This window comes from Rhodococcus gannanensis, from assembly GCF_042681175.1.
GTDB classification, from domain to species: Bacteria; Actinomycetota; Actinomycetes; order Mycobacteriales; family Mycobacteriaceae; genus Rhodococcus_G; species Rhodococcus_G gannanensis.
Window position 1 is genome coordinate 810,695 of sequence record NZ_JBHUFB010000009.1, and the last position, 26,516, is coordinate 837,210.

Consider the following 26,516-nt stretch of genomic DNA (forward strand, 5'->3'; position numbering starts at 1 on the left):
GCGTCGGATCGGGACCAGTGAGTATCCGGGTGGTCATCGCCAGACCATCCTGACGACGGCCTTGCGGATCTCCTCGACGACCACGATCGACGCGGCGACGGCGATCGCGAACGCCCACTGCTCACCCGTGAGCGCGGTGGTGTCGAACAGGTCCTGGAGGAACCCGGCGTTGACGACGGCGACGTGCAGCACCACGACCGCCACGAGCGCCACCCAGATGGTGTGGTTGGTGAACGTCTGGGCGGAGAACACCGAACCGCGGTCCGAGCGCACGTTGAGCAGATTGAACACCTGGTAGAAGACGAACGTCGTGAACGCGAGTGTCGTTGCGAACAGCGGATTGTCGGCATCCTCCGGGAAGACGTCGTCCGCGAACTCGAGAACCAGGATGGTTCCGACCGCCATGACGACACCCAGGGTGAGGATGCGCAGAATGCGGTTCCGGGTCAGCAGGGGCTCGTTCGGCCGGCGCGGTTTCTCCTTCATGATGTCCGGGTCCGTCGGGTCGACGCCGAGGGCGAGGGCGGGTGGTCCGTCCATGATGATGTTGACCCACAGGATCTGTAGCGCGGTGAAGGGTGCGCCGCCAGCGATGCCGAACACGCCTGCGGCGAGGAAGATCAGCACGAAACCCCAGGCCGTCGTGAGCTGGAACTTCACGAACTTGACGATGTTCTCGTAGATCCCGCGCCCCTCGCGGACAGCGGCGACGATGGTGGCGAAGTTGTCGTCGGTGAGGATCATCTTCGCGGCGCCCTTGGACACGTCGGTACCGGTGATCCCCATCGCGATACCGATGTCGGCCTGCTTGAGGGCGGGAGCGTCGTTGACGCCGTCGCCCGTCATCGCGACGACGTTGCCGCCCGTCTGCAACGCCTCGACGTACCGGATCTTGTGCTCCGGCGCGACCCGGGCCAGGACCCCGAAATGTGCTGCGCTGTTCTGTAACTCGCCGTCGCCGAGGTCGTCGAGGTCGGTTCCGGAGACGGAGTCGCCGGTGATGCCGAGGTCGTGGGCGATCGCCGACGCGGTGGTCAGGTGGTCGCCGGTGATCATGTGCACCTCGATACCCGCCTCGTGCGCGACCTCGATCGCCTCCCGCGCCTCGGGCCGCGGCGGGTCGAGGATGCCGACGACGGCGTACACGGCGAGGTCGCTGACGGACTCCTGCAGCGCGTCCGCGTCGTCCGGGAGGCCGTCGAGCGTGCGGCCCGCGACCATCAGCGTGCGCAGGCCCTCGCGGGCCATCGCGTCCACCGCCTCGGCGATCGTTGCGCGGTCGTCGTCGGTGAGCGGGCGGTCGGTGTCGCCGACCCGGACCCGATCCGCGCGGGCGAGCAGGACACCGGGGGCACCCTTCGCGTAGCAGCGGACCCGTTCGTCGCCTTCGGGGGTGACGGTGGTGTGGAAGGTCGCCATGAACTTGTAGGCCGAGTCGAAGGGGACCTCGGCGAGCCGCGGATGTGCCCGGCGCGCCCCGGGAACGTCGATCCCGCCCTTCTCGGCCAGCACCACGAGCGCACCTTCGGTCGGATCCCCGACCAGCGTCCCCTCGGTCACGGACGCGTCGTTGCACAGCGCCATCGCGAGGAAGCCGCGCCGCATGTCCGGTACCGGTTGTTCGCCGTCGGAGAGGAAGGTGCCGGTCGTCGAATAGCCCTCACCGGTGACGCGGAATCTCTGCCCCGCCGATTCGAGGCGGCGCACCGTCATCTCGTTGAGGGTCAGCGTGCCCGTCTTGTCGGTCGCGATCTGCGTCGTGCTGCCGAGCGTTTCGACGGCTGCGAGCTGCTTGACGATCGCGCCGCGTTTCGCGAGCCGCGATGCGCCCATCGCGAGTGTGAACGCGACGACCGCCGTCAGCCCCTCCGGGATCGTCGCGACGGCGAGCGAGACGGCGGTCAGCAGCAGGTCCGACCACGACTCGCCGCGGGCGAGGCCCAGGGCGAACACGATCACGACGACCACCAGGGCGATCACCGTGAGCAGTGTCGCCAGCTGGTCGATCCGGCGTTGCAGGGGTGTTTTGTCGGTGCCCGCGTCCCCGAGCAGCGTGGCGATGGCACCGATCTGGGTGTCCATCCCGGTTCCGGTGACCACCATCGCCGCGCGCCCGCGGGTGACCTCGGTGTTCATGTACAGCATGTTGGCGCGGTCCCCGATCGGCAGATCGGGATCGTCGAGCGCGTCGACGGTCTTGTCGACCGGCTGTGACTCACCGGTCAGCGCGGACTCGGCCACCTGCAGGCGCGCGGCGTCGACGATCCGGCCGTCGGCGGGGACCGCGTCACCCGCCTCCAACAGCACGATGTCACCCGGGACCAGTTCGGTTCGGGGAACCTGCTGCTCACGGCCGTCGCGCCGGACCCGGGACTGCGCGACCGACATGTCCCGCAGTGCCTGCAGACTGTCCTCCGCGCGGGTCTCCTGCACGTAGTTGAGCACCGTGTTCAGGGTGATCACCGCGAGGATGACGACCGGTGTCTCCCATTCCTTGGAGACGAGTGCGCTCACCGCGGCCGCGACCACCAGCACCAGCGTCATCTTGTCGGCGAGCAGTCGGACGATCTTCCGCAGCGCCGACGCGCCCGCCTCCTCCTGCAGCACGTTCTCGCCGTGCTCGGTGCGACGACGCACGACCTCGGTATCCGACAACCCCCGGTCGGCGTCGACTCCGAGCTCGGCGAGAAGGGTGGGCACGGGCGCGGTGTGGACCTCGCCGGACGTGGTCGCAGTCATCGGTTTGCTCCTGCCGAAGTGCCTACACGGGTGAATCGGAGGGTGCCGATCTCACTGTAGGAGCGGGCGAGCGTGGGTGCAGGCGGAGCGGGTCCGTGGGCGCGTCGCCGGTGCCGACCTCAGCCGTGGAGCAGGTTGGCGCCCGCGATCATCGCCTCGATCGACGACTCGGTGGCATCGGAGCCGAAACCGATCGCCCAGTGCCGCCGGCCGTCGTGCTCGCACAACAGCACGGTCGCGGTCCGGTCGGCGGCGATGCGCAACTGGTGGAAGGAGAGGATCTCGATCTGGAAGCCGGCCTCGTACAGCATCGAGGTCAGCGCGGACACCGGGCCGCACGCGGTCGCGGTGGCCTGCGTGATGACGTCACCGATCGCGAGGGTCGCCCGGAACTCGCTGTTCCCTGCGCCGAGCGGGGTCGTCGACCAGCGACCGGAACGGATCGGGCCGCCCGACGAGGAGTAGGTGGCGAGGAAGGTGCGCCAGCTCATCCCGGCGCACTCGGCGCGCATCTCGGCGGGCAGCGGCATGCCGAACCGGACCGAGAAGGGGTCTGCGGCGGTGGCGAAAGCGTGAGTGGTGTTCGACGAGGCATTCATGGGGGTGGTCTTCCTGGAATGAAGGGAGGACCAACGCGTAGCTCTACGACCCGCAACGAGGGGTCGGTCCGGATCAGACCCCGCTGCGGCGGCGAACTACGAGAATGCGCGTCATGGCCGCCACCATAGGCGGGTTCGTGAGGCTGTGCAACAAGCGTGTCGCAATTACCAAACTGGACGCTTGTCTTATATAACGGGTGCGAAGGTGGCGGACACCTGGCATCACTCCAGCAAACCGCCGTGCCCGCTCGTTTCACTGTCTCCGGAGGATCTGCATGTCACGCAAGTCGATGCGCCGCGCCGCATCTGTCGCCACCGCTACCGCCCTGATCGCCGGTGGCCTCCTGGTCGGTGCGGGTGCCGCAACTGCCGCCGGGGCGTCCGACCTCCTCGGTGGTGGGTTCTCGGCGGCCGCCGCCGAGCAGAAGCCGCACGCTGCCACCAAGACCACGAGCAACATCTCGGTGACCAAGCAGGTCGTCGGTAACGGCAAAGTCGCGCCCGGCCAGAAGGTGACGTTCCGGACCACGTTCACGGTCCCGAGCGGCCTCGACCGCTACATCACCAAGATCAAGGACGTTCACCCTGCCGGCTTCCAGTACGTCGAGGGCAGCGCGACCATCAACGCCTGGCACCTGATCGGCGGACAGAAGACCGAGGGTGTCACGCCGGAGGTCAACATCGAGGGCAACTACGTCCAGGTGGGCAACCCCGGGGGCTGGCTGATTTCGACCACCGGCTCGAAGACCGTGACGTTCGAGGCGACCTATCTGGTGCCCGCGAACGCTCAGATCGGCGCTGCTCTCGACAGCGGCCTGGGCTTCGACGTCCAGTTCTTCGCGACCAGTCAGGGTTGGGACCCGATGGGCGTGTTCGCGACCATCCGCACGCCGAACCTGGGTGAGGGCGCGGCCACCGGATCCGCCGGTCTCGGCCTGGGGTCCTCCGACGGCGAAGGCGGGACCACCGGTTCGGCGGGCTCGGCGATCATCGAGGATCCGGCCGGATTCGTGGCCGACGTGATCAGCGGCGTCGTGGCCAACGGCAGCTGACAACTCGACGACGAGGGGCCGTCCGGCGTGTGCCGGGCGGCCCCTTTCTCGTCGAAAGGCGCGACGCCGGGCGGGGTGGCGTGCGACGGTTCGGGTGAAACGGAAGCGCGTGTCCGGGCGATGTGTGTGATGAGGCGGCTCTCGTCCAGCACAACACGGCCCTATGGGCATCCGAAAAGCTCAGTCCTACAACATTTTTGATTCTCCAGCGGGAATCGGTCCGCATTCTTACGATGACCCGACGCACGTTCGTCGAGACCGGGGACCGATGCGCGGCGCGCCCACCCGAATGAATGGAGATCCTGCATGTCCCGTACCACGTTGCGTCGTGTCGTATCCGTCGCCGCTGCCACCACGCTGCTCGCCGGCGGCCTCTTCGCCACCGCGACCACCGCCTCTGCGCAGTCCTCGATCCTGGGCGACTTCGGTTCGAGCGCGAGCGTCCCGGACATCCCGGCTTCGGCCACCGTGAAGGTCGACAACCTCTCCATCACGAAGTCGATCGTCGGAGTGAACTCGATCGCGATCGACGGCGAGGTCACCTACCGCACCACTATCTCCGCCTCCGACGGCCCCGACCGGCTGATCAAGCGACTCGTCGACCTCAACCCCATCGGGCTGCTCTACGTCGAGGGGTCCGCCAAGGTCACGGCCTGGCAGGACGGCCAGATGGTGACCTCTTCCGTCGACGCTGCCGCGTCCGTGGACGTCGGAACCGTGGTCAGCAACGCCGCAGGCTGGCTGGTCTCGGCCATCGGCAACAAGTCCGTCACGTTCGAGGTCACCTACTCGGTGAAGGACCTCAACTTCACCCCGGGCGTCTTCGACAGCGGCCTCGCCCTCGAGGTCGACGGCATGGCCGAGCTCGAGTGGCCGGAGATGGGCGTCAAGCTCAACCTCGTCGGCTCCGGAAACTCCATCTTCTCCAGCTGAGCGTCGAACGGGCCGTTGTCGGGGCATCCGCCGAGTGCGGACCCCGGCAACGGCCCGTTCGCGTCGAAAACGAGGACGCGCTCGCCGCGTGGTGTTTCACGCTTCAACTGGTGCGACAACGGTATTCGCATTTCCGTCCCGGACCGGTCGATCGGCCATACGCTGGTCCGGCGCGGGCGGGGCCGGGGGTGACATGGCACCGAGGTGCCGCGTTCGATCCCTACCGAACGGAGTACACGTGTCTCGTGTTTCACGACGACGATTCGCTTCCCTGGTTCTCGCCTCGGCCCTGCTTACCAGCGGCCTCGCAGCGGGGGCGGGCACCGCAATCGCCGCGCAAGACACCAGTTCGGGTCCGGCCGTTGGCACGACCTTCGACAACATCTACGTCCAGAAGGGTTCGTCAGGATCGGGCAAGGCCGTGTCTGCCGCTCCGGGCGCAGAAATCACCATTCACAACTTGTTCCTGACCCGCGAGGGTGACGACCGGATCCTCACCCGCGTCACCGATCATGTGCCGGCAGGCTTCGAGTTCGTCGGCGCGACGCTTGCGATCCGTGGAGGCGATCTCAGCTACCAGCTGATCCCGGTAACTCCCGAGGTCGGTGCAGGCGTCGTCACGGTGGTGGCGTCCGGTGCGGGCTGGTCGGTCCCCTCGACAGCGGGATGGCTCGAGTTCGTCGTCACCTACCGTGTTCCGCAGACCGCGCCGTACGGAGCCGTTTACGACACCGGTACCAGCTTCGATCTCGCCGGTGGTGACGACAGCGTGAACTGGAATCCGTCGGGCCTCCAGGTGCGCATCACACCCGACTTCGGTTCTGTCGACTTCGGCTCCTCGTTGGGCGGACCGGCCCAGCAGGGCTGATGCACAGGGACATCGCGCTCGAACGGGCCGTTGTCGCCGGCATCCGCCCAGCGCGGATACCGGCAACGGCCCGTTGGCGTCGAATGCGCGGGCTCAGGCCAGGTCTTCCTCGTCCCCCGGCTCGACGTGCCGCAGTCCGCGGTAGGCCTCCTCGGGGGTGCGGCGTCCGGCGACGACGGCCTCGACCTCCGACGCGATGGGCATCTCCACGTCGTGGTCGCGGGCCAGCTCCATCACCGTCGGCGCGGTCTTGACCCCCTCGGCGACCTGCCCGAGCTCAGCGACGGCCTGCTCGGTCGTCATGCCCTTCGCCAGGTACTCGCCGACCCTCCGGTTCCGTGAGCTGGGACTGATGCAGGTGGCGATCAGATCCCCCACCCCCGTCAGTCCGGAGAACGTCCGGGGATGTGCACCCATCGCCTCGCCCAGCCGGATCATCTCGGCGAGACCGCGCGCGAGCACCATGGCGCGGGTGTTGTCGCCGACGCCCAGACCGTCGGCCATGCCGGACGCGATCGCGACGATGTTCTTCAGGATTCCCCCGAGTTCACAGCCGAGGACGTCGGTGTTGCGGTACACCCGGAACACCGGGGACGCGAACAGCGGTTGCAGCGCGGTGGCCACCCGCTCGTCCTGCGTCGCGACGACCGAGGCGGCGGCCATGCCCGCCAGGATCTCCTTCGCCAGGTTCGGGCCGGCCAGCAGCCCGACGGGATGCCCGGGCAGGCATTCGGCGATCACCTCGGTCGGCCGTTGCCGGGTTCCCGGTTCGAGCCCTTTCGCCAGCGACAACACAGGCACCCAGGCGCGCACCTCGTTGGAGATCTCGTTCAGGGTCTCCCGGACGGCATGCGAGGGCACACCGACGACGAGGACGTCGGCCTCGTGCGCAGCCTCGACGATGTCCGACGTCGCCCGCAGGTCGGCCCGCAGCGGGTGATCGCCGAGGTAGCGGGTGTTTCGGTGCTCGGTGTTGATCTCGTCGGCGGAATCCGCGTCCCTTGCCCACAGCAGCGTCGGGGTGTTCCGTGCGGCCAGTGACGCCACGGTCGTCCCCCACGACCCCGCGCCCAGGACGACCACCCGTACCGGCCGTGCCATCAGCGATCACCCCGACGTGCGTTGGCAGTCATGATCTCAGGCTGCCATCGCTGTTCGCGGCACGGCTGACGATTCATCGAATCGAGACCGCATCCGGACCTTGCCTCGCACGGTCAGAACGGTGCGACCACCCCCGCGACAGGGATCCGGCCCGCGACGGCGGTGCGGAAGTCGACCATCGCGCGCTGCAGGTGGTCGGGGGAGGTGACGACTACGGCGCTCGTCGCGCCGCGTCCGGCGAGGATGCCGTTGGTGTTGCGGGCGTTCTCGACGGTGGACCGGGAGGTGTTCTCCTCGGTGATCCGGAACCAGGGGATGCCGTTCGCGATCAGCCAGCCGCGCATGGCACCGGCCTCGGTGACGCCGTTCTTCGGCACACCGCCCGAGACGATGATCGGGGACAGCGGGTAGCGGCGGGCCACCTGGAGTGCGGCCTGCAGGCGGGAGATCAGCACGGGCCGCATCGTTCCGTCGGCGTGCAGGCCGGCGCCGAGGACGACGATGTTCGTCCCGAGTTGGTTGATGTCGAGGACGACGGGGAATTGGGTGGTGAGGGTTTCCAGGCGGGTGCAGCCGACGATGGCGTCACGGACGGGGCTCTGGCAGCCGCCGACGGTGGACAGGACGCCGTTGATCAAGGTGGTGGGGGTGATGTCGGCGTTCGCGGTGGCGGGAACGGTGACGGCGGCGGCGGAGGCGAGAAGCGCGGAGAGCGCTGTGAAGGTGAGGCGTCTGAGACGCCTCGATTTCGAATAGTGCTGCATGACACTCCTTTTCGTGTGGAATTCCCCCGACGGAAGGTGGTGACAGCCTTCGAGTGTGCCTCAGTGAGGCGGGCTGCGCACAACCTTCGGTCAAGTCGGGCGCGTCGCGTCGGCGTGTCGTACCGGACGGACTCTGGACCGAGCGTCCGGTCTGTTTCTCAGCGTTCGCCGCGGGCCAGTGCGGACGGCCACCAGATCGAGCGCCCGATGTCGTGGGACAGCGCCGGAACCAGCACGCTGCGCACGACGATCGTGTCGAGCAGGACGCCGAACGCGACGGCGAACCCGACCTGGGCCAACGGGACCAGGGGAAGTACCCCGAGGACGGCGAAGGTCGCGGCGAGGACGATCCCGGCCGAGGTGATGACGCCGCCGGTGACCGCCAGTCCGCGCAGCACGCCGGAGCGGGTGCCGTGCTGTAAGGCCTCCTCGCGCACCCGGGTCATCAGGAAGATGTTGTAGTCGATGCCGAGCGCGACGAGGAAGACGAACGCGAACAGTGGGAAGGACGCGTCCGCTGCGGCGAAGTGGAAGACGTGGGTGAAGACGAATCCACAGACCCCTAGGGTTGCTGCGAACGAAAGAACCACCGTCGCAATGAGAATCACCGGCGCGAGCAGCGCCCGTAGCAGCAGTGCCAGGACGACGAAGATGACCGCGAGCACGATCGGGATGATCACGTTGCGATCCCGGACGGACGCGGCCTGCACGTCCGCGGTGGCCGCGGTGTTGCCGCCGACCAGGGCATCGGCGCCGGGTATCGCGTGGAGGTTCTCGCGGAGGCGTTCGACGGTGGCGAGCGCCTCCGGGGTGTCGTAGCCGTCGGCGAGGGTCACGTTCACGACGGTGCGACCGTCGATCGGCGCGACGGTGAGAACATCTGGTGGGCAACCTGACTGGGCCGGGGCGCCTCCTCCGGCGCCGAGCCGCGCCAGGTCGGCGAGCTTGGCGTAGTCGACCTGCAGGCACACCGCACCGGGCCCGGCTGCGACGCCCGGGGTGGCCTCGGCGGCCGCGATCACCGCGTCGACCTGGTCGGCGTTCGTCACGACGACGGCCGGGGCGCCGGTGCCGGGATCGAAGTGTTCGTCGTAGATCTCCTGCCCGACGACGGCGTCGGGTTTGGTGGTGAAGTTCTCCCCGGCTGTCAGTCCGCCGGTGTTCAGGCTGCCGATGCCGATTGCGCACAGCACGACGAGCAGGGCGGTCGCGCCGATCCAGGCGGGACGGTCGCGGCGCCCGACGGCGGTCGCGATGCGGCCCCACATGCCGTGGGTGGCGAGGTCGGCAGCGTGATCGGGGTGCGGGACCCGGGGCCAGAACACCCACCGGCCCGCCACGGCCAGGGCGACCGGCAGGAAGGTCATCATGACCAGGTAGGTGCAGCCGATGCCGATCGCGGCGACCGGGCCGAGGCCCCGGTTCGAGTTCAGTTCGGAGAAGCCGAGGCAGAGCAGTCCGAGGACGACCGTCGCGGCGGACGCGGTGATCGCAGGCGCGGATTCCCGCCACGCCCGGATCATCGCGTCGAACCGGTTGGGGAAGGTGTGCAGTTCCTCGCGGTAGCGGGCGATCAGCAGCAGCGCGTAATCGGTGCCCGCGCCGAGGACGAGGACCATCAGGATGCCCTGGCTCTGGCCGGTCAGCGTCAGCACCTCGGCCTTGGCGAGGAAGTAGACGATCATCGACGACAGTCCCAGCGCCAGCCCGGCCGAGAGCAGCGGGAAGATCCACAGCACCGGCGAGCGGTAGACGACGAGCAGGATGGCGATCACCACCAGCACGGCGGCGAGCAGCAGGGTGCTGTCGAGGCCCTCGAACGCCTCGATGAACGCGACCAGGATGCCGCCCGGGCCGGCGGGGAGGACCTCCAACTCCGCGGTGGCCGCGGCCTTCGCGGCATCCATGACCTGCCGCTCGGTGGCGGCCAGTTCGTCCCCGTTGACGGTGGTGCCGTCGGACTTGGCGACCAGCGGGACGTACAGCGACGCGGTGGTGCCGTCTGCCGAGTACTGCGGCGGCGTCATTCCCGCCGCGTCCACGCCGTTCACCTCCGCGACCGCCTTCGCCGCGTCGGCGATCGCGGCACGGTCGGCGTCGGTCAGTGGCCCGTCACGGTGGAAGACGACGAAGCCGGGGATCGTTTCGACGGACAGGAACCGCGCCGCCTCGTTCGCGGCGATCGTGGACTCGGCGGACTCGGGCAGGAACGAGGCGTTGTCGTTCTTCTGCACCTCGGCGAGCCTGGACTGGAAGCCGCCACCCGCGCCGCCGACGAGGAAGACGAGTACCGCAAGGGCGATGACGGTGAACACGGGCCAGCCGCGGCGCGGCGCGGTCGGCTGTGGCTCCTCGGCAGAGTCGGCGTCCAGCTTCGAGTCGGTCATCGGGGTCTCCTCGAATGCGGAGTTCGGGCAACACCAATGCGATCGAGTACACCACGGCGGACACGCCGATGGTGGTGTGACCGGACCGCCGCGAGCAGTTTCGATACCAGTGGCCTTGAAATTGCTCTATCTTGTCCGGCATGACTTCATCGGACATGTCCAGGCGGAACTTCCTCGCCGCGGCCGCGGGTGCGGCCGCACTGACCACGGTCGGCTGGACCCCCGCCCATGCCCTGTCCTCGGACGACCCGCGCGTGACCCTGCCGACGCCACCGTCCTTCCCGGACGGCATCCCGCTGTTCCAGCAGGGCTACGAGAACTGGGTGCAGGAGATCGTCTTCGACGAGGTGTGGACCTGTACCCCCGCCGACGCGAAGGACGTCGTGCGGCTCGCGAACTGGGCGCACGCCAACGGCTACCGGCTGCGCCCACGCGGCACCATGCACGGCTGGAGCCCGCTCACCCTCGTCCCCGGCCAGGACGTCGAGAAGGTCGTCCTCGTCGACACGCTGACCCGGCTGAATCACGTCACCGTCGACGCCGCCGCCGAACCCGGCCGCGCCACCGTGACCGCAGGCGCAGGCGCGCTCCTCACGGCCGTGCTCACGGCGCTCCAGGACCACGGCCTCGGCTGGGCCAACTCGCCCGCCATCGGGGAACTGTCGATCGCCGGCATCCTCGCGATCGACGCCCACGGCGCGACGCTGCCCGCCGACGGCGAGACCGTCCTGCCCGGCGCCTCCTTCGGCTCCATCAGCAACCTGATCACCCGGCTGACCGCCGTCGTGTGGGACGGCGGACGCGGCGAGTACGTGCTGCGGGAGTTCACTCGCGCCGAGGACGCGATCCGGCCCCTCCTCACCCACCTCGGCCGCACCTTCGTCACCGAGGTCACCCTGCAGGCCGGACCGAACTACCGACTGCGCTGCGAATCCAGCACGGACATCCCCTGGCGGGAACTGTTCGCCCCCGCCGGATCTCCGGGCCGCACCTTCGAGAGCTTCGTCGCCCGTTCGGGCCGCGTGGAGGCGATCTGGTTCCCGTTCACCGACACCCCCTACCTCAAGGTCTGGACACCGACGCCGACCAAGCCGCCGCAGTCGCGGGAGGTGACCGGCCCGTACAACTACCCGTACTCCGACTCCATCCCGAAGCCCCTCACCGACCTGCTCGGACAGATCGTCGCGGGCGTCGGGTCGGCCACCCCGCTGTTCGGGCAGACCCAGCTCGCGACCTTCCAGGCCGGACTTGCCGCCACCGGCGGCCACGACCTGTGGGGCTGGTCCAAGGACGTCCTGTTCTACCTGCGCGCCACCACCCTGCGGATGACGGCGGGCGGCGGCGTCGTCCTGACGAAGCGGGCCGACATCGCCCGCGTGATCAACGAGTTCGTCACCTGGCACCACGCCCGGCAGCAGGAACTCCAGGCGCAGGGCCGATACCCGATCAACGGCCCCTTCGAGGTGCGACTGTGCGGCCTCGACGACCAGTCCGAGGTGACGGTGGAAACGTCCGGACCGCCGACCATCTCGGCACTGCGCCCGCGTCCGGACCACCCCGAATGGGACACCGCGATCTGGATGAACGTCGTCGGAGTGCCCGGCACTCCCGGTATGTCCGCGTACTTCCGGGAGATGGAACGGTTCATGCGTGCGAACTACAGCGGCGACTACGCCACGTTCCGGCCCGAATGGGCGAAGGGCTGGGCGTTCACCGACGACGCCGCCTTCCAGGACGCCGAGACCATCGACTCGGTCATCCCGGACACCTACCGGGCGGGCGTTCCGAACGGCGACGACTGGGACTCGGCGCGGGCCGCGTACAACGCACACGACCCGCACCGGATCTTCTCGAACCCGTTGCTGGACAGGCTGCTTCCATAGGGCATACCTCCCGATCCCTTGTCGGCGCACCTGGTGCATCCGAGAGGGATTGCGAGACATGCCCTCGGCAACCGATCAGTCGCCCAGGGTCTTCAGCAGGTCGAACGCGCCGTTCTCGAGGCCTGCAAGCCTGTTGGTCGCGATGACGAGCGCCCGGCCTGCTTCCCGGTCCAGGACGATGACGCTCTCGAATCCGCCTGTCCCGCCGCTGTGCACGGTGTACTCGCGGCCGTCGCGTGAGATGACCGCCCACGACATCGCGCTGCGCACGCCGAAGGGCCGGTCCCAGCGCGGGGTCATCGCCTCGGCGCCGGGAGCGGTTCCGTCCAGCAGGGCCCGGGCGTAGCGCGTCAGATCGGGGACTGTGGAACGGAGCCCGCCCGCAGGGGAGTAGGCGTCGATCGGCCAGGCGTCCATCGGCCTGCCCTGCTCGTCGAAGCCGGTGCTCGCATCGGCAGGGAGGTCGCTCGCGGTGAGCGGCAGCCAGGTGTCGCTCATGCCGAGCGGTTCGACGATGCGCTCGCGCAGCAGCGTCGTGTAGTCGGTGTGGGCAGCCGCCGCGACCGCCTCGCCGAGCAGGGCGTAGCCGAGGGTCGAGTACCCGAATGCGCCCCTCGTCAGCAGTGGCGCGCAGCGAGCGTGGGCGAGGAGCTCCTCACGGTCGAAGCTGAACGGGTTCTTGCCTTCGAGTTGCCATTGGATGCCGCCCAACACCATGTTCGGGGCGATGGCGAACTGCGGCAGGCCGGACGTGTGCGCGGCCAGCTCGACCAGCGCCACGTCGGCCACCGGGGTACCGGCGACCGGGAGAAGTTCCCCGACCTTGGTGTCCTCGCGGACTTCGCCGCGGGCGACGGCGTCGGCGAACAACTCGGCGGTGAACGTCTTTGTGATCGACCCGATCTCGTACTCGGAGTCCTCGGTGGTACCGAAGTAGGCGTACCGGACTCCGGTGGCGTCGATGTACGCGACACCCGCCTGGTCGTGGGGTGCTCTCTCCAGGATCGGGCGGGCGGCCTCGGCCAGTGCCGCGTCGCCCGTCCCGGTGAAGGGAGCGAGCGCACCGGCCCCCGGTGCGATGCCCACGGTCAACGCGATCACGCAGGCTCCGACGATTCCTGACCTTCTCATGCAGACAATTCCCCCCATAGAAACGACAACGGTCGGTTTGTTGTCGGATCGACAACGGCCCGCGTTACCGCGCACCGCATCGAGACCAAAGAGTTGTTGGTGGGAGGCCCGGCGGATCGCGCGGGGATCACATACTGGAGTTGGCGCCCTCCGCGCCGTCCGGTTGCGCCGAATCGAGGTGGCCACCATGAGGATCGGGATCCCCCGCGAACTCAAGGACCACGAGTTCCGCGTCGCCCTGACCCCGGCCGGGGTGCGTGAACTCGTCGCGCACGGGCACCGGGTGCTCGTCGAGACCGGCGCCGGTGACGGATCGTCGCTGTACGACTCCGACTACCGCGCGGCGGGCGCCGAGATCGCCCCCGACCGCACCGACGTGTGGGAGGACAGCGACCTGGTCCTCAAGGTGAAAGAACCGATTCGCGAGGAGTATTCGCTGCTGCGCGCGGATCAGGTGCTGTTCGCGTACCTGCACCTCGCGGCGTCCCAGGAGTGCACCGATGCGCTGCTTGCGGCGGGCACCACCGCCATCGCGTACGAGACGGTCCGAGGGCCCGGCGGCTCGCTGCCGCTGCTGGCGCCGATGAGCGAGGTGGCAGGTCGGCTCGCCACGCAGGTCGGGTCCTACCACCTGATGGCGCCCGGAGGCGGTGCCGGCGTCCTCATGGGCGGGGTGCCGGGCGTCCGGCCCGCAGACGTCGTCGTCCTCGGCGGCGGGGTCGCCGGCCGGAACGCGACCGCGATGGCCGTCGGCATGCACGCCTCCGTCACCGTCCTCGACATCGACCCCGCCCGGCTGCGCGAGCTGGACACGCAGTACCGCGGTCGGGTCCGGACGATCGTCTCGACGGCGCACGACGTCGAACAGGCGGTCACCGAGGCCGACCTGGTGATCGGGACCGTGTTGATCCCGGGTGCGCGCGCCCCGAAGCTGGTGTCGAACGAGGCGGTGTCACGGATGCGTCGCGGATCGGTGCTGGTGGACGTGTCCGTCGACCAGGGCGGCTGCTTCGAGGACACCCGTCCCACCACCCACGCCGACCCCACGTACCGGGTGCACGACAGCGTCTTCTACTGCGTCGCGAACATGCCCGGCGCGGTCCCGCACACCTCCACCTACGCGCTGACCAACGCGACGCTGCCGTACGCCGTCGCGCTCGCCGACCTCGGCTGGCGGGACGCCACCGCCGCCGACCCCGGTCTCGCCGCCGGCCTGGCCACTCAAGGCGGCTCCGCCACCTGTGCGCCTTCCTGGTAGCTCGCACTACCAAAAAGGCGCACAGGCACCGGAGGTGCCTAGGGTGAGGGCATGAGCGACGCGATCGAGATCAGCAGGGACGGCGACATCGTCACCTGGACCCTCAACCGGCCCGAGACCCGCAACGTCATCTCCGAACCCGACATGGTCGCCGCGTTCGAGGACGCCGTCGCCGCCGTCAACGCCGACCGCACGGTCCGCGTCGTCGTGCTCGCGGCGAACGGCCCCGCCTTCTCCTCCGGCGGCAACGTCAAGCACATGCGGGACCGCGTCGGCATGTTCGGCGGTGCCCCCGCCGAACTGCGCGACGGTTACCGAGGCGGCATCCAGCGCATCCCGAAGGTGCTGTACCACTGCGAGGTTCCCGTGATTGCCGCAGTCGGTGGGCCCGCGATCGGCGCCGGCTGCGACCTCGCCCTCATGTGCGACATGCGGGTGGCGTCCACGGCGGCGAAGTTCGCCGAGAGTTTCGTCAAGCTCGGGATCATCCCCGGCGACGGCGGAGCCTGGCTGCTTCCGCGGGCCGTCGGGCTGGCGCGGGCCGCGGAGATGGCCTTCACCGGCGACGCGATCGACGCGGAGACCGCCCTCGACTGGGGACTCGTGTCGCGGGTCGTCGAACCGGACGAGCTGCTGCCGACCGCGCGGGCACTCGCGGAGCGGGTCGCGGTGAACCCGCCGCAGGCGCTGCGGATGACGAAGAAGCTGATCCGTGAGGGGCAGCACCAGAGCCTCGAATCGCTGCTGGAACTGTCCGCCGCGATGCAGGCGCTGGCACATCACACCCGCGACCATCACGAGGCCGTGGCGGCGATGCTGGAGAAGCGACCGGCGGTCTTCACTGGGGAGTGACGCCATCCACGAAACGGTGGTGGGAGATTGGCCACGTCCGCACCTTTTGTCGTCCCGTCACCGTAAAGTGTGCGTCCGTGATCATCGTCAGTACGGACGGCTCCTGCCTGCGGAATCCAGGTGGCGCGATCGGCTGGGCTTGGGTCAACCATCACGGACCGAGCCGGTCGGGTGGTGAGCGGTCGGGCACCAACCAGATCGCCGAGTTGCGTGCATTGCTCGAGGCGATCCTCGCCCACCCGGGCGACGAACCGCTGCTGATCGAATCCGACTCGCAGTACGCGATCAAGTGCGCGTCCGAATGGGTCAAGGGCTGGAAGAAGAAGGGCTGGCGCACCTCCTCCGGCGACCCCGTCAAGAACGTCGACCTGATCCGCGACATCGACGACGCCCTCGCCGCCCGGACGGGACCGGTCCGGTTCCGATGGGTCCGAGGACACGTCGGCAATCACTACAACGAGGAAGCGGATCGGCTCGCCGGTGAGGCGGCCCGTGCCGTCGCGGCGACCGCCGCGCACACCCCGCCGCCGCGTCCGGTCGTGGACCGCGCCGTCGCGCCTGCCGGTGCCGCCGGGTCCCCCGCGAAGAGGACCCGGCAGATCCGTCGCCGGCCTGCTCGCGTAGCCGAGCCCGAGCCCACGTTGTTCGACCTGCCGGCCGACTCCAAGGAACTCACGCTCTTCTGACGCCCCGAGCCGGCTTCCGGCGGGCGCGGGCGGTCAGAGCCCGAACACCCGCACCGCGTTGTCGTGGCAGACGGCGCGCACCCAGTCGTCACCGATGCCGAGGCGGGCGACGGCGTCGAGGGCGTGGACGTACGGGTACGGGATGTTCGGGAAGTCGCTGCCGAACAGGATCCGGTCGCCGAGGTCACGCAGCCGGTCCGCGTCGGCGGGGTCGGACGGGGCCATGTCCCCGATGAAGTCGGTGAACGCCATCGTCGTGTCGAGGAGAACGGACTCGTACCGGCCCGCCAGGTCGAGGAACGCCGCGTACTCCGGCATTCCCATGTGCGCGATGATCAGCGGCAGTCGCGGGTACCTGGCCATCAACTTCTCGATCCGGTCCGGTCCGGTGAACCGTCCCGGGGCGGGGCCGGAGCCGCAGTGGATGACGATCGGAACCCCGGCGTCCTGGATCTGCCCCCACACCTCGTCGAGCAGTGGGTCGTTCGGGTCGTAGTCGCCAACCTGGATGTGCGACTTGAACACCCGTGTCCCCGCCGCGAGTGCGTCGGCCACGTAGCCGGGCGCGTCGGGCTCGGGGTAGAAGGTGCTGGTGTGCAGGCAGTCGGGGTTGCGGGCGGCGAACTCGACGGCCCACTGGTTCAGCCACGCCGCCATGTCGGGACGGTGCGGGTAGATCATCGACGTGAACGCGGAGACCCCGTACGACCGCAGCCGATCCAGTCGGACGTCCTCGTCGTGCCGGTAGTGGATCGGCCACACCGCGCCGGTCAGCGGACCGGCCGAGTCGAAGTACGCCCAGACCTTGTCCATCACGCGTTTCGGCATGAAGTGGGTGTGGACGTCGACGATCCGGTCGAGGCCGTGGTCCGCGCGGAAGCGGACGACCGCCTCGACGTCGGCCTGACGGTCGTCCGAGGCCGCCGATTCGAGGTCGTGGGATTCGCACATGGCCCCACCCTGTCACGACCGGTGGGAGTGTCGGTCGACGGTGCCGGGCTGCGCGGGGGATCCTGAATATGATCACTGACACACCGACGAGAGGAACGTGCATGATCACCAACGCGATCAACTGGATTCTCGGCTCCTGGGGCACCGTCGCCGCAGGTAGCAGCGGCTATTACCTCCAGCCGGGAACCCTGCCGTTCGGTCTCTGAGCAGTGCACCCGCCGGGCCGGCATCCGGCCCGGCGGGACTCCGTCAGAACCCGCCCGCGACCCTGACCACCGCGCGACCGGTCTGACCGCCGCCGCGAATTCGATCCAGCGCCGCCGGGACGTCCCGCACCGCGACCTCCTCCGTGAGGGCGTCGAGGTGCCGGGGACGCAGGTCCGACTCGATCCGGCTCCACAACGCGCGCCGACGGTCGTTCGGCAGCTGCACAGAGTCGATGCCGAGCAGGTCGACGCCGCGCAGGATGAACGGCATCACCGTCGTGTGCAGCGCGGCGCCACCGGTGAGGCCGCTCGCGGCGACCGCGCCGCCGTACTGCACGGTGCTCAGCACGTCCGCGAGGGTGGCGCCGCCGACGCAGTCCACGCCGGCGGCCCACAGTGCCTTGCCCAGCGGGCGCGGCTTCGCGTCGGGGTCGGCGGGCAGGCGCCCGATGACGCGAGCGGCGCCGAGCGACGTGAGCAGCGCGTGCGCGGACTCCTTGCCGGTCGACGCGACCACCTCGAACCCGGCGGCGGCCAGGAGGTCGACGCTGACGCTGCCGACACCGCCGGACGCGCCGGTGACCACGACGGCACCGTCGTCCGGCGTGAGGCCCCGGTCGAGCAGGGCCTGCACGCTCAGCGCAGCAGTGAACCCGGCGGTGCCGACGAGGGCGGCCTCGCGGGTGGTCAGCGAGGTGAGCGTGACGACCTGGTCGGCGGGGACGCGCGCGTACTCGGCGTAGCCGCCGTGCCGGGCGGTGCCGACGTCGAAGCCGTGCACGACGACCTTCGCGCCGACGGCGACGTCGGGGGAGTCGGAGGCGACGACCTCGCCTGCGATGTCGATGCCGGGAACGATCGGGTACTCGCGGACCACACCGCCGCGCGGTGTGACGGCGAGTGCGTCCTTGTAGTTGACGCTGGAGTACTCGACGCGGATCAGCACCTCGCCCGGGGGTAGCGCGCTGTCGTCGAGGGTGTCGGCGGTGAGGGTGATGGCCCCGTCGGACTCGCGGGCGACGAGGGCGGTGAAGGTGAGGGTCACGGAATCGAGACTAGGACGTGGGGGCGGGCGGTGTGTGTGCGACCGGGACGCCGAGCATGGCCGCGGCGAGGTCGGCGTACTGCTCGACGAGGATGTCGGGGTCGGTGCGCCTGCCGGGCTGGTACCAGCGGGCGACGTCGATTCCCATCGACAGGATCGCGCGTGCCGCGGTCGGGACCGAGGGGACGGTGAAGTCGCCCGCGTCGACCCCGGACTGGATCTCGTCTCGGACGAAATGCTCGGTCTCCCTGCGGATGTCGGCGATCTCCCGATAGTGGTCGTCGGTCAGCGCGCCGATCTCGTACTGCGCGACCCGGCAGACGGTGTGGTACCGGATGTGCCAGGCGGTGAAGGTCCGCACGAGTGCGCGCATGCGGTCGGTCGGGGTGTCGGCCTGGTCGGCCGCGGCGCGGATGGCGTCGAGCACGCCGATGTGCCCGATGCGGCTCACCTCGTGCAGCATCGCCTCCTTGGAGGGGAAGTGCACGTACAGCGCGGCGGGGCTGAGGCCTGCGCCCTCGGAGATGTGCCGGGTGGTGGTCGCGTGGTACCCGCGGTCGGCGAAGGCCGCGACGGCCGACCCGATGAGGCGACGCGCCACATCCGAGGTGACGCCGGTGAACAGCACGTCCACCTCGGGTGCGTCGCGCTCGAGAGAACTCGCGGGTGCGGATGGCTTGCTCATGGGAGCCTCTCTGCGGGTGGTGCGATGCCTTGACATCATGCACCACCGACGGTCTACTAAGTGAGCGCTTAGTAAAGGAAGGTGTCCCGAAATGACCACCGCACCGCTGTCCCGTCGCGACCTCGACTTCCTGCTCTACGAGTGGCTCGACGTCACCTCCCTCACCGAACGCAAGCGTTTCGCCGAGCACTCCCGCGAGACGTTCGACGCGGTCCTCGACCTCAGTGCGGACATCGCGGTCAAGCACTTCGCCCCGCACAACAAGAAGGCCGACGCGAACGAGCCGCACATGCGCGCCGACGGCAGCGTCGAGATGATCCCCGAGGTCGCCGAGGCGCTGAAGGTGTTCGCCGACGCCGGGCTCGTCGCCGGACAGTTCGACGAGTCGCTCGGCGGCATGCAGCTGCCCGCGGTGCTGGCGCGCGCCTCGATGGCGTGGTTCCAGGCGGCCAACGCGAGCACGTCGTCGTACCCGTTCCTGTCGGTGGGCAACGCGAACCTCCTCGTAGCACACGGCAGCGAGCAGCAGATCGACACCTTCGTACGGCCCATCCTCGAGGGTCGGTTCTTCGGCACCATGTGCCTGTCCGAGCCGCAGGCGGGTTCCTCGCTCGCCGACATCACCACCAAGGCCGTGCGCCAGGACGACGGCACCTATCGGCTCACCGGCACCAAGATGTGGATCTCGGGCGGCGACCACGAGCTGACCGAGAACATCGTCCACCTGGTGCTTGCGAAGGTTCCCGGCTCGCCGGCCGGCGTCAAGGGGATCTCGCTGTTCGTGGTGCCGAAGAAGCTGGTCGAGGAGGACGGCTCCCTAGGCGAGCGCAACGACGTCACACTCGTCGGCCTCAACCACAAGATGGGCAACCGGGGCACCACGAACACGCTGTTGAACTTCGGCGACGGCACCCACACTCCCGGCGGTGAGGCCGGGGCGGTCGGCTACCTGGTCGGCGAGGAGAACAAGGGCCTGTCGTACATGTTCCACATGATGAACGAGGCCCGGATCGGTGTCGGATTCCTCGCGATCTCACTCGGCTACGCGGGCTACCTGCAGTCGGTGGAGTACGCCGCCACCCGCACCCAGGGCCGCGCCGCGGGTGACAAGGATCCGTCGTCCGCGCCGGTCCGGATCGACAGGCACGCCGACGTGCGCCGAATGCTGTTGGCGCAGAAGGCGTACGTCGAGGGCGCGATGGCGCTCGGTCTGTACTGCGCGAAGCTCTTCGACGACCAGGAGACGGCGGAGGGCGAGGAGGCCTCGCGGGCCGCGCTGCTGCTCGACACCCTGACCCCGATCGTGAAGAGCTGGCCGTCGCAGTGGTGTCTCGAGGCGAACAGTCTCGCCATCCAGGTGCACGGCGGCTACGGCTACACCCGCGACTACGACGTCGAGCAGTTCTACCGGGACAACCGTCTGAACCCGATCCACGAGGGCACGCACGGCATCCAGGGGCTCGACCTGCTCGGCCGAAAGGTCACGATGGGCGGCGGCTCCGGCCTCGCCCTGCTGGCCGAGACGATGGGGGCGACGATCGCGCGGGCGAACGCCGTCGGCGGGGCGGCGGCCGAGTACGCGGACCTCCTCGGCGCCGTCGTGGGCCGCGTGGCCGCGACCACCGGAAAGCTCTGGGGTACGGGTGATCCCGAGGTCGCACTGGCGAACTCGTCCACCTACCTCGAGGTCTTCGGGCACATGGTGGTGGCGTGGATCTGGCTGGAGCAACTGCTCGCCGCCGAGGGCTCCGAGGGCGACTTCTACGACGGCAAGCGGGCCGCGGCCCGGTACTTCTTCCGGTACGAGCTGCCCCGGACCGGTCCGCAGCTGGACCTGCTGGACAGCCTCGACCGGACACTGCTCGACGTCGACCCGGCCTGGTTCTGACGCTTCGGCGGCCATGATCCGACCCGTCGGGTCATTTGATTGGGAAACGACCCACGCGAGCCGCCTCCTGGGGTATGAACGACTGAGAATTGACGTTCACTTCAGGAGGCGCTCGTGTACGTGGGGAACTTTGTCGACAGCACGCCCGACAAGCCGGCGATCATCCGGCCCGCCACCGGCGAGCAACTGACGTATCGCGAGCTCGACGAGCGGTCCACGCGCCTCGCCAAGTATCTGCGCGCAGCCGGTGCGAAGCTCGGCGACCACCTGGCCCTGATCTCCGGGAACGACCTGAGGGTGCTCGAGGTGTACTGGGCGGCCGTTCGGTCCGGGCTCTACATCACCGTCGTCAACTGGCACCTCACGCCCGCGGAAGCGGCCTACGTCGTCAACGACTGCGGAGCGAGCACCCTCATCGTGTCCGCTGACGTCGCCGACGCGATCGACCTTGCCCCCGACGCCTTCCCGAACGTCACCAGCCGTCTCGTCTTCGGCGGCGCACTCGACGGTTTCGCGGACTACGAGCAGACCCTCGCCGCGTACGACGCGTCACCACTCACCGACCAGCCGCGCGGCCAGGACATGCTGTACTCGTCCGGCACCACCGGCCGCCCCAAGGGCATCAAGCCGAAGCTGACGGGCGGTCAGGTGCACGACACTCCCGACCCCTACACCGCGGTGTTCGCGCCGCTGTACGGGTTCGACGCCGACACCGTGTACCTGTGCCCCGCGCCGCTCTATCACGCTGCGCCCCTGCGCTTCGTCGGTACGATCACGTCCGTCGGCGGCACCGTGATCCTGATGGACCGGTTCGACGCCGAGCAGGCACTCGACCTCATCCAGCGCTACCGCGTCACCGCGAGCCAGTGGGTGCCGACGATGTTCGTGCGCATGCTCAAGCTGCCCGCCGAGGTTCGCGACCGGTACGACGTCTCCAGCATGAAGGTCGCGGTGCACGCCGCGGCCCCGTGTCCGCCCGAGGTCAAGCGGTCGATGATCGAGTGGTGGGGTCCGGTGATCAACGAGTACTACGCCTCCACCGAGGGGTCCGGCGCCACGTTCATCAACAGCGAGCAGGCCCTCGCGAAGCCCGGATCCGTCGGCCACGACGGCGTGCTCGGCATCGTGCACATCTGCGGCGACGACGGCGTGGAACTGCCGACCGGGGAGATCGGAACCGTGTGGTGGGAACGCGACGAGCACCCGTTCGAGTACCACAACGCCCCCGAGAAGACGAAGGAGGCGACGCACCCCGACCATCCGACGTGGACCACCAGCGGCGACATCGGCTACCTGGACGAGGACCGCTTCCTGTTCCTCACGGACCGGGCCGCGTTCATGATCATCTCCGGCGGCGTCAACATCTACCCGCAGGAGACGGAGAACGTCCTGACGCTGCACCCGCTGGTCTTCGACGCGGCCGTCATCGGGGTGCCGAACGAGGAGATGGGCGAGGAGGTCAAGGCGGTCGTCCAGTTGGAGCCGGGCACGGAGCCGAGCGACCAACTTGCCGCAGAGCTCATGGAGTACGTCCGTGAGCGGGTCGCGCACTACAAGGCACCCCGTAGCATCGACTTCACCGACTCGCTGCCGCGTACGCCCACCGGAAAGCTGGTCAAGCACCAGCTGCGGGCGCGCTACGTCTCCGCACCCACCACCCGCTGACCCTTCACCTCATCCGGCACCCACCACCACTGGCTGAACGCGGCGTTCATTCGTTTCAACGAGATGGACGCCACGTTCAGCCGGAAGGGGATGCGGAGAGTCGCCTGCGGATTGATATGGCTGAAAGTGGCTTTCATGCGCATCAGCGAGATGAAAGCCACTTTCAGCCATGGGTGGGTTGTGGTTCGGGGCGGGGGTGGGTCAGGGCGTGGTGACGCCGAGCTCGCGGAGGCGGGCGCGGTAGGTCTCGACGTTGCCGAGCTTGACGGACTCGTAGCCGCGTACCAGGTCCGGCAGTGCCGCGATCTCGACGGCCCGGTCGTACGACTCGACGGTCAGCGTCGCCGCCAGCTCGCGCACCGTCTCGGTATAGTGCGCCAACAGTTCCCGCTCGACTCGGCGTACGTGGGCGTAGCCGAAGGGGTCGAGCTTCGTGCCGCGGAGCACCTTGCCCTTCGCAAGGAGCTTGAGTGCCCCGTGCGACTTCGGTGCGAACCCGATCTTCTTCTTACGGCCCAGGGCGCGCAGCGCGGGCGGGTGCAGCTTGTACGTCAGGCGGGTACCGCCGGCGACCTGCGACTCGACGTCCGCGAGGAACTCGGGGTCGACGAGCAGGCGCGCCACCTCGTACTCGTCCTTGTACGCGGTGAACTTGTGCAGGCCGCGGGCCACCGCCTCGCTGAAGTCCGTGCGTTCGGTGACGGCCCGCTCGGCCTCCCAGATCGCCTGCACCGCGAGGACATACCGCAGGGCAACCTTCTCGGACTGGAAGTCGACCAGATCCGCGGCGCGCAGCCCGACGAGGCGACGGACCTCACCGTCCAGCGTTGTCCCGGACAGCAGTTGCGCAGGAACGGCTTTCGGTGCCCGCGGCGTGTGCTCGGTGGCGGCGTGAAACGCATCCGGGTCGGCGACGGCGACGCGTCCCCAGCGGAAGGCCGCGAGGTTGGTGGCGACGGAGACCCCGTTGATGCCGATGGCCTCCTCGATCGCGTCGGCCGGGATGCGCAGTCCACCCGACTGGTATGCAGCGCCGATCAGCAGGAAGTTCGCGGATGTCGTGTTGCCGAACAGCTCCTGTGCGGCGGCGAGCGCGTCGAACGAGGACACCGTCCGGGACACGGCGCCGACCCGGTCCAGCAGCTGCTGCTCCTCGGGGTAGCGAACACCCTTGTCGTACACCATCGCTCCGGTCGGGGTCCGGCTGGTCGACGCGACCGTGACCGTCGACGAGGGATCGCCGAACGAGAGGTTCTTCGGAGTCGCGGTGGTGAGCAGGTCGAACGCCAGGATCGCGTCTGCGCTGCCCGGGGTGAGCCGGTTCGACGGCTCCAGTGTGCCGGTGCCGAAACGCAGGTGCGAGACGACGGGGCCGGCCTTCTGGCTCAGGCCGATCTGGTCGAGCGACTCCACCTCGTAGCCGGCGCGCAGGGCCGCGGTGCCGAGCACCTGGTTCACGGTGACGATGCCGGTGCCGCCGATGCCGACCAGGTACACGTTCTGGGTTCCGGTCGGCGCGCTCCGCGTGGGGTCCGGAACCGCGGGCGGTGTCGGATGGGACTTCTTGGCGGACTTGGCCTTCCCGGCCTTCGCTTTCGCCGGCGCCTGCTCGACAGTGACGAAGGAGGGGCAGTCGCCGTCGAGGCAGGAGTAGTCGGTGTTGCAGGACGTCTGGTCGATCCGCGTCTTGCGGCCGAACTCCGTCTCCACCGGCTGCACCGACAGGCAGTTCGACTTGGTGCCGCAGTCGCCGCAGCCCTCGCACACCGCCTCGTTGATGACGACACGTGTCGTGCGTTGGGGGAGGGTGCCGCGCTTGCGCTGTCGGCGCGCGTCGGCGGCGCAGTGCTGGTCGTAGATCAGCACCGTCACGCCGTCGATCTCGCGGAGCATGCGCTGCGCCTCGTCCAGTCGGTCGCGGTGCCACAGCAACGTGCCCTTGGCGAGTTGCTTCCTGTTGTGCCGCTCGGGCTCGTCGGCGCAGATGACGATCTTCTTGACGCCCTCGGTCGTCAGCTTGTGGGTCAGCTGCGGCACCGTCAGCATGCCCTGCGCGTCCTGGGCGCCGGTCATCGCGACGACCTCGTTGTACAGCAGCTTGTAGGTGATGTTGACGCCCGCGGAGACGCACGCCTGGACGGCGAGCTGTCCGGAGTGGAAGAACGTGCCGTCGCCGACGTTCTGGAACATGTGCGGGATGTCCGTGAACGGGGCCTGCCCGATCCACTGGGTGCCCTCGCCGCCCATCTGGGTCAGGCCGGTGACCTTGCTGTCCTCGCGGTCCGACAGGGTGACCATGGTGTGGCAGCCGATGCCGCCGCCACCGATCGACCCCTCGGGGAGTGCCGTGGACCGGTTGTGCGGACAGCCGCTGCAGAAGTACGGGGTCCGATTGGTGGGCAGCACCTCCAGCGACAGCTGCGGCGGCAGTGCGCGCGTCGTCTCCACGACGCCGCGGAGCACGCGGCGCAGCGGTCCGGCCAACCGGCCTGCGGTCAGCTCACCGTCCATCGGCATCAGGGGCCGCCCGTCCGCGTCCCGCTTGCCGAGGATCTGCGGCGTGCTGTCGGTGCCGTAGAGGATCTCCCGGATCTGGGTCTCGACGAATGCAACCTTGTCCTCGACCACAACGAGGCGTTCGAGACCGGCAGCGAACTCGAGGACCCGTTCGGCGGCGAGGGGGGTCGGCATGCCGATGCGCAGCAACCGGATTCCGGCGCGGTGCATCGCCGGTTCGTCGACGCCGAGGTCGACCAACGCCTGACGCAGGGCGTCGAAGGTGGTTCCGGTGGCGGCGAATCCGATCCGCGCCGACCGCGGGTCCACCTCGACGACGTCGAGTCGGTTGGCGTCGGCGTACGCGCGGACCAGTGCGGTGCGAGGGCCGTGCAGGTCGGCTTCGGCGATGATGCTGTCGGTCGGCGCGGCCATCGGACGCTGCAGGTAGGTGAAGGGGCGTCCCTCCCACTCGACTCCGGGGACGGTGATGTCGAGGTCGGAGAGGGTGCCGTCGATGCTCCAGGCGCCGTCGGCGACGTCGGCGACGATCTTCAGGGCGACGACGCAGCCCGACGCCCGGGACAGCGCGATCCCGTGCATGCCCATGGTGACGATCTCGGCGGCATTGCGCGGGAACAGGACCGGAATGCCCATGGCGGCCAGCGACCGTTCGCTGACGGCGGGCACGGTGGACGACTTCGAGGCCGGGTCGTCGCCGACGAGGAGCAGCATGCCGCCGCGCGCGCTGACGCCGTACATGTTCGCGTGCCGCAGAGCGTCGGTGGCCCGGTCCACGCCGGGCCCCTTGCCGTACCAGACGCCGACGACGCCGTCGTGGGTTGCGGTGCCGCCGAAGGCGCTCAGGTCGGCCTGGCTGCCCCACACGGAGGTCGCGGCGAGTTCCTCGTTGAGTCCGGGGACGAAGGTGATGTCGTGTTCGGCGAGCACGTCCGGCATCCCCGACAGCATCTTGTCGACGGTGCCGAGGGGGCTGCCCTGGTAGCCGGAGACGAACGTTCCGACCCGGTGGCCGGACCGCAGGTCCCGCACGTGCTGCTCGACGAGGAGGCGCGCGATGGCCTGGACTCCGGTCAGGAGCACCGGGCCCGTTCCGGGCCGGTACCGGTCGTCGAGGTCGTACGGTCTCGCGACGGACGGGCGGTCGGCGAGTTCGGTCATGTTGCGGCACCTTTGCTGGTGGCGGTGGCGACGAAATGCGTTCCTGAGGTGCAGCAAGGATGAAATGAGGTGTCGTCCGCGTCAATAGTTGGCCGATCAGCGTGGCAGTATGCTCAGTTGTGACCCGCATCACGACGGAGGGGCT

Annotated in this window: 20 protein-coding genes; 9 read left to right on the plus strand and 11 right to left on the minus strand. The window is 69.1% G+C overall.

Features of this window, described 5'->3' with window-relative positions; genetic code table 11:
• Window positions 1–33: 33 nt before the first annotated feature.
• Window positions 34–2,739 (minus strand): cation-translocating P-type ATPase, encoded by a 2,706-nt coding sequence (locus tag ACFSJG_RS10530; protein WP_378485149.1) that lies wholly within the window; start codon window positions 2,737–2,739, stop codon window positions 34–36.
• A gap of 119 nt (window positions 2,740–2,858) precedes the next feature.
• Window positions 2,859–3,338, minus strand: coding sequence for an alpha-isopropylmalate synthase regulatory domain-containing protein (locus ACFSJG_RS10535; RefSeq protein WP_378485150.1), 480 nt, complete (start codon window positions 3,336–3,338; stop codon window positions 2,859–2,861).
• A gap of 275 nt (window positions 3,339–3,613) precedes the next feature.
• On the opposite strand from ACFSJG_RS10535, the gene ACFSJG_RS10540 reads away from it, so the two are divergent.
• From ACFSJG_RS10540 to ACFSJG_RS10550, 3 genes are all read left to right on the plus strand, one after another.
• Window positions 3,614–4,390, plus strand: a complete 777-nt coding sequence (locus tag ACFSJG_RS10540) for a hypothetical protein (RefSeq protein ID WP_378485151.1) — start codon at window positions 3,614–3,616, stop codon at window positions 4,388–4,390.
• Between the two features lie 306 nt (window positions 4,391–4,696).
• The gene (locus ACFSJG_RS10545; RefSeq protein WP_378485152.1) at window positions 4,697–5,323 is read left to right on the plus strand and encodes a hypothetical protein; all 627 of its coding nucleotides are present in this window, start codon (window positions 4,697–4,699) and stop codon (window positions 5,321–5,323) included.
• Window positions 5,324–5,783: 460 nt separating this feature from the next.
• On the plus strand, window positions 5,784–6,191 hold the full coding sequence (locus ACFSJG_RS10550) for a hypothetical protein (protein WP_378485153.1): 408 nt from the start codon (window positions 5,784–5,786) through the stop codon (window positions 6,189–6,191).
• A gap of 93 nt (window positions 6,192–6,284) precedes the next feature.
• Here ACFSJG_RS10550 and ACFSJG_RS10555 read toward each other — a convergent pair whose 3' ends face one another.
• From ACFSJG_RS10555 to ACFSJG_RS10565, 3 genes are all read right to left on the minus strand, one after another.
• Entirely contained in the window at window positions 6,285–7,292 is a 1,008-nt protein-coding gene (locus tag ACFSJG_RS10555; protein ID WP_378485154.1) for an NAD(P)H-dependent glycerol-3-phosphate dehydrogenase, read from the minus strand.
• 113 nt (window positions 7,293–7,405) lie between these two features.
• Window positions 7,406–8,056 carry a YdcF family protein gene (locus ACFSJG_RS10560; protein ID WP_378485155.1) on the minus strand — a complete coding sequence of 217 codons (651 nt, stop codon included), beginning with the start codon at window positions 8,054–8,056 and terminating at the stop codon, window positions 7,406–7,408.
• Between the two features lie 158 nt (window positions 8,057–8,214).
• Window positions 8,215–10,443, minus strand: a complete 2,229-nt coding sequence (locus ACFSJG_RS10565; RefSeq protein ID WP_378485156.1) for an MMPL family transporter — start codon at window positions 10,441–10,443, stop codon at window positions 8,215–8,217.
• Between the two features lie 140 nt (window positions 10,444–10,583).
• On the opposite strand from ACFSJG_RS10565, the gene ACFSJG_RS10570 reads away from it, so the two are divergent.
• On the plus strand, window positions 10,584–12,326 hold the full coding sequence (locus ACFSJG_RS10570) for a cholesterol oxidase substrate-binding domain-containing protein (RefSeq protein WP_378485157.1): 1,743 nt from the start codon (window positions 10,584–10,586) through the stop codon (window positions 12,324–12,326).
• 75 nt (window positions 12,327–12,401) lie between these two features.
• Here the strand turns inward: ACFSJG_RS10570 and ACFSJG_RS10575 are convergent, their stop codons facing one another.
• On the minus strand, window positions 12,402–13,457 hold the full coding sequence (locus ACFSJG_RS10575; RefSeq protein WP_378485158.1) for a serine hydrolase domain-containing protein: 1,056 nt from the start codon (window positions 13,455–13,457) through the stop codon (window positions 12,402–12,404).
• A 187-nt stretch (window positions 13,458–13,644) separates the two neighbouring features.
• Here ACFSJG_RS10575 and ald point away from each other — a divergent pair, with 187 nt between their 5' ends.
• The 3 genes from ald to ACFSJG_RS10590 all read left to right on the plus strand — a co-directional run bounded on the left by ald (window position 13,645) and on the right by ACFSJG_RS10590 (window position 16,253).
• Complete coding sequence (ald, locus tag ACFSJG_RS10580) at window positions 13,645–14,715, plus strand: alanine dehydrogenase (RefSeq protein WP_378485159.1); 1,071 nt, start codon at window positions 13,645–13,647, stop codon at window positions 14,713–14,715.
• 51 nt (window positions 14,716–14,766) lie between these two features.
• A complete protein-coding gene (locus ACFSJG_RS10585) occupies window positions 14,767–15,567 on the plus strand; it encodes a crotonase/enoyl-CoA hydratase family protein (RefSeq protein ID WP_378485160.1) in 801 nt (266 codons plus the stop codon).
• A 77-nt stretch (window positions 15,568–15,644) separates the two neighbouring features.
• Complete coding sequence (locus ACFSJG_RS10590; protein ID WP_378485161.1) at window positions 15,645–16,253, plus strand: ribonuclease H family protein; 609 nt, start codon at window positions 15,645–15,647, stop codon at window positions 16,251–16,253.
• 33 nt (window positions 16,254–16,286) lie between these two features.
• Here the strand turns inward: ACFSJG_RS10590 and ACFSJG_RS10595 are convergent, their stop codons facing one another.
• The 3 genes from ACFSJG_RS10595 to ACFSJG_RS10605 all read right to left on the minus strand — a co-directional run bounded on the left by ACFSJG_RS10595 (window position 16,287) and on the right by ACFSJG_RS10605 (window position 19,140).
• Window positions 16,287–17,204 carry an amidohydrolase family protein gene (locus tag ACFSJG_RS10595; protein WP_378485162.1) on the minus strand — a complete coding sequence of 306 codons (918 nt, stop codon included), beginning with the start codon at window positions 17,202–17,204 and terminating at the stop codon, window positions 16,287–16,289.
• Window positions 17,205–17,453: 249 nt separating this feature from the next.
• The gene (locus ACFSJG_RS10600) at window positions 17,454–18,455 is read right to left on the minus strand and encodes an acrylyl-CoA reductase family protein (RefSeq protein WP_378485163.1); all 1,002 of its coding nucleotides are present in this window, start codon (window positions 18,453–18,455) and stop codon (window positions 17,454–17,456) included.
• Window positions 18,456–18,465: 10 nt separating this feature from the next.
• Window positions 18,466–19,140: a TetR/AcrR family transcriptional regulator gene (locus ACFSJG_RS10605; protein ID WP_378485164.1), complete on the minus strand. Its 675-nt coding sequence runs from the start codon at window positions 19,138–19,140 to the stop codon at window positions 18,466–18,468.
• 91 nt (window positions 19,141–19,231) lie between these two features.
• Between ACFSJG_RS10605 and ACFSJG_RS10610 the strand changes: the two genes are divergently transcribed.
• Both ACFSJG_RS10610 and ACFSJG_RS10615 read left to right on the plus strand, forming a co-directional pair.
• On the plus strand, window positions 19,232–21,028 hold the full coding sequence (locus ACFSJG_RS10610; RefSeq protein WP_378485165.1) for an acyl-CoA dehydrogenase: 1,797 nt from the start codon (window positions 19,232–19,234) through the stop codon (window positions 21,026–21,028).
• Between the two features lie 114 nt (window positions 21,029–21,142).
• Window positions 21,143–22,693 (plus strand): AMP-binding protein, encoded by a 1,551-nt coding sequence (locus tag ACFSJG_RS10615; protein ID WP_378485166.1) that lies wholly within the window; start codon window positions 21,143–21,145, stop codon window positions 22,691–22,693.
• Here ACFSJG_RS10615 and ACFSJG_RS10620 read toward each other — a convergent pair.
• Window positions 22,666–22,854: a hypothetical protein gene (locus ACFSJG_RS10620; protein ID WP_378485167.1), complete on the minus strand. Its 189-nt coding sequence runs from the start codon at window positions 22,852–22,854 to the stop codon at window positions 22,666–22,668. The genes ACFSJG_RS10615 and ACFSJG_RS10620 overlap by 28 nt on opposite strands.
• Window positions 22,855–22,894: 40 nt before the next feature.
• Entirely contained in the window at window positions 22,895–26,371 is a 3,477-nt protein-coding gene (locus tag ACFSJG_RS10625) for an indolepyruvate ferredoxin oxidoreductase family protein (protein WP_378485168.1), read from the minus strand.
• Window positions 26,372–26,516 lie beyond the last annotated feature (145 nt).

What these genes read in the sequence shown, in the direction of transcription:
- ACFSJG_RS10605 (WP_378485164.1), bottom strand. Translation starts at nt 19,140, where the DNA reads ATGAGCAAGCCATCCGCACCCGCGAGTTCTCTCGAGCGCGACGCACCC.
- ACFSJG_RS10555 (WP_378485154.1), bottom strand. Translation starts at nt 7,292, where the DNA reads ATGGCACGGCCGGTACGGGTGGTCGTCCTGGGCGCGGGGTCGTGGGGG.
- ACFSJG_RS10560 (WP_378485155.1), bottom strand. Translation starts at nt 8,056, where the DNA reads ATGCAGCACTATTCGAAATCGAGGCGTCTCAGACGCCTCACCTTCACA.
- ACFSJG_RS10565 (WP_378485156.1), bottom strand. Translation starts at nt 10,443, where the DNA reads ATGACCGACTCGAAGCTGGACGCCGACTCTGCCGAGGAGCCACAGCCG.
- ACFSJG_RS10540 (WP_378485151.1), top strand. Translation starts at nt 3,614, where the DNA reads ATGTCACGCAAGTCGATGCGCCGCGCCGCATCTGTCGCCACCGCTACC.
- ACFSJG_RS10530 (WP_378485149.1), bottom strand. Translation starts at nt 2,739, where the DNA reads ATGACTGCGACCACGTCCGGCGAGGTCCACACCGCGCCCGTGCCCACC.
- ACFSJG_RS10625 (WP_378485168.1), bottom strand. Translation starts at nt 26,371, where the DNA reads ATGACCGAACTCGCCGACCGCCCGTCCGTCGCGAGACCGTACGACCTC.
- ACFSJG_RS10575 (WP_378485158.1), bottom strand. Translation starts at nt 13,457, where the DNA reads ATGAGAAGGTCAGGAATCGTCGGAGCCTGCGTGATCGCGTTGACCGTG.
- ACFSJG_RS10595 (WP_378485162.1), bottom strand. Translation starts at nt 17,204, where the DNA reads ATGTGCGAATCCCACGACCTCGAATCGGCGGCCTCGGACGACCGTCAG.
- ACFSJG_RS10570 (WP_378485157.1), top strand. Translation starts at nt 10,584, where the DNA reads ATGACTTCATCGGACATGTCCAGGCGGAACTTCCTCGCCGCGGCCGCG.
- ACFSJG_RS10585 (WP_378485160.1), top strand. Translation starts at nt 14,767, where the DNA reads ATGAGCGACGCGATCGAGATCAGCAGGGACGGCGACATCGTCACCTGG.
- ACFSJG_RS10545 (WP_378485152.1), top strand. Translation starts at nt 4,697, where the DNA reads ATGTCCCGTACCACGTTGCGTCGTGTCGTATCCGTCGCCGCTGCCACC.
- ACFSJG_RS10535 (WP_378485150.1), bottom strand. Translation starts at nt 3,338, where the DNA reads ATGAATGCCTCGTCGAACACCACTCACGCTTTCGCCACCGCCGCAGAC.
- ACFSJG_RS10610 (WP_378485165.1), top strand. Translation starts at nt 19,232, where the DNA reads ATGACCACCGCACCGCTGTCCCGTCGCGACCTCGACTTCCTGCTCTAC.
- ald (WP_378485159.1), top strand. Translation starts at nt 13,645, where the DNA reads ATGAGGATCGGGATCCCCCGCGAACTCAAGGACCACGAGTTCCGCGTC.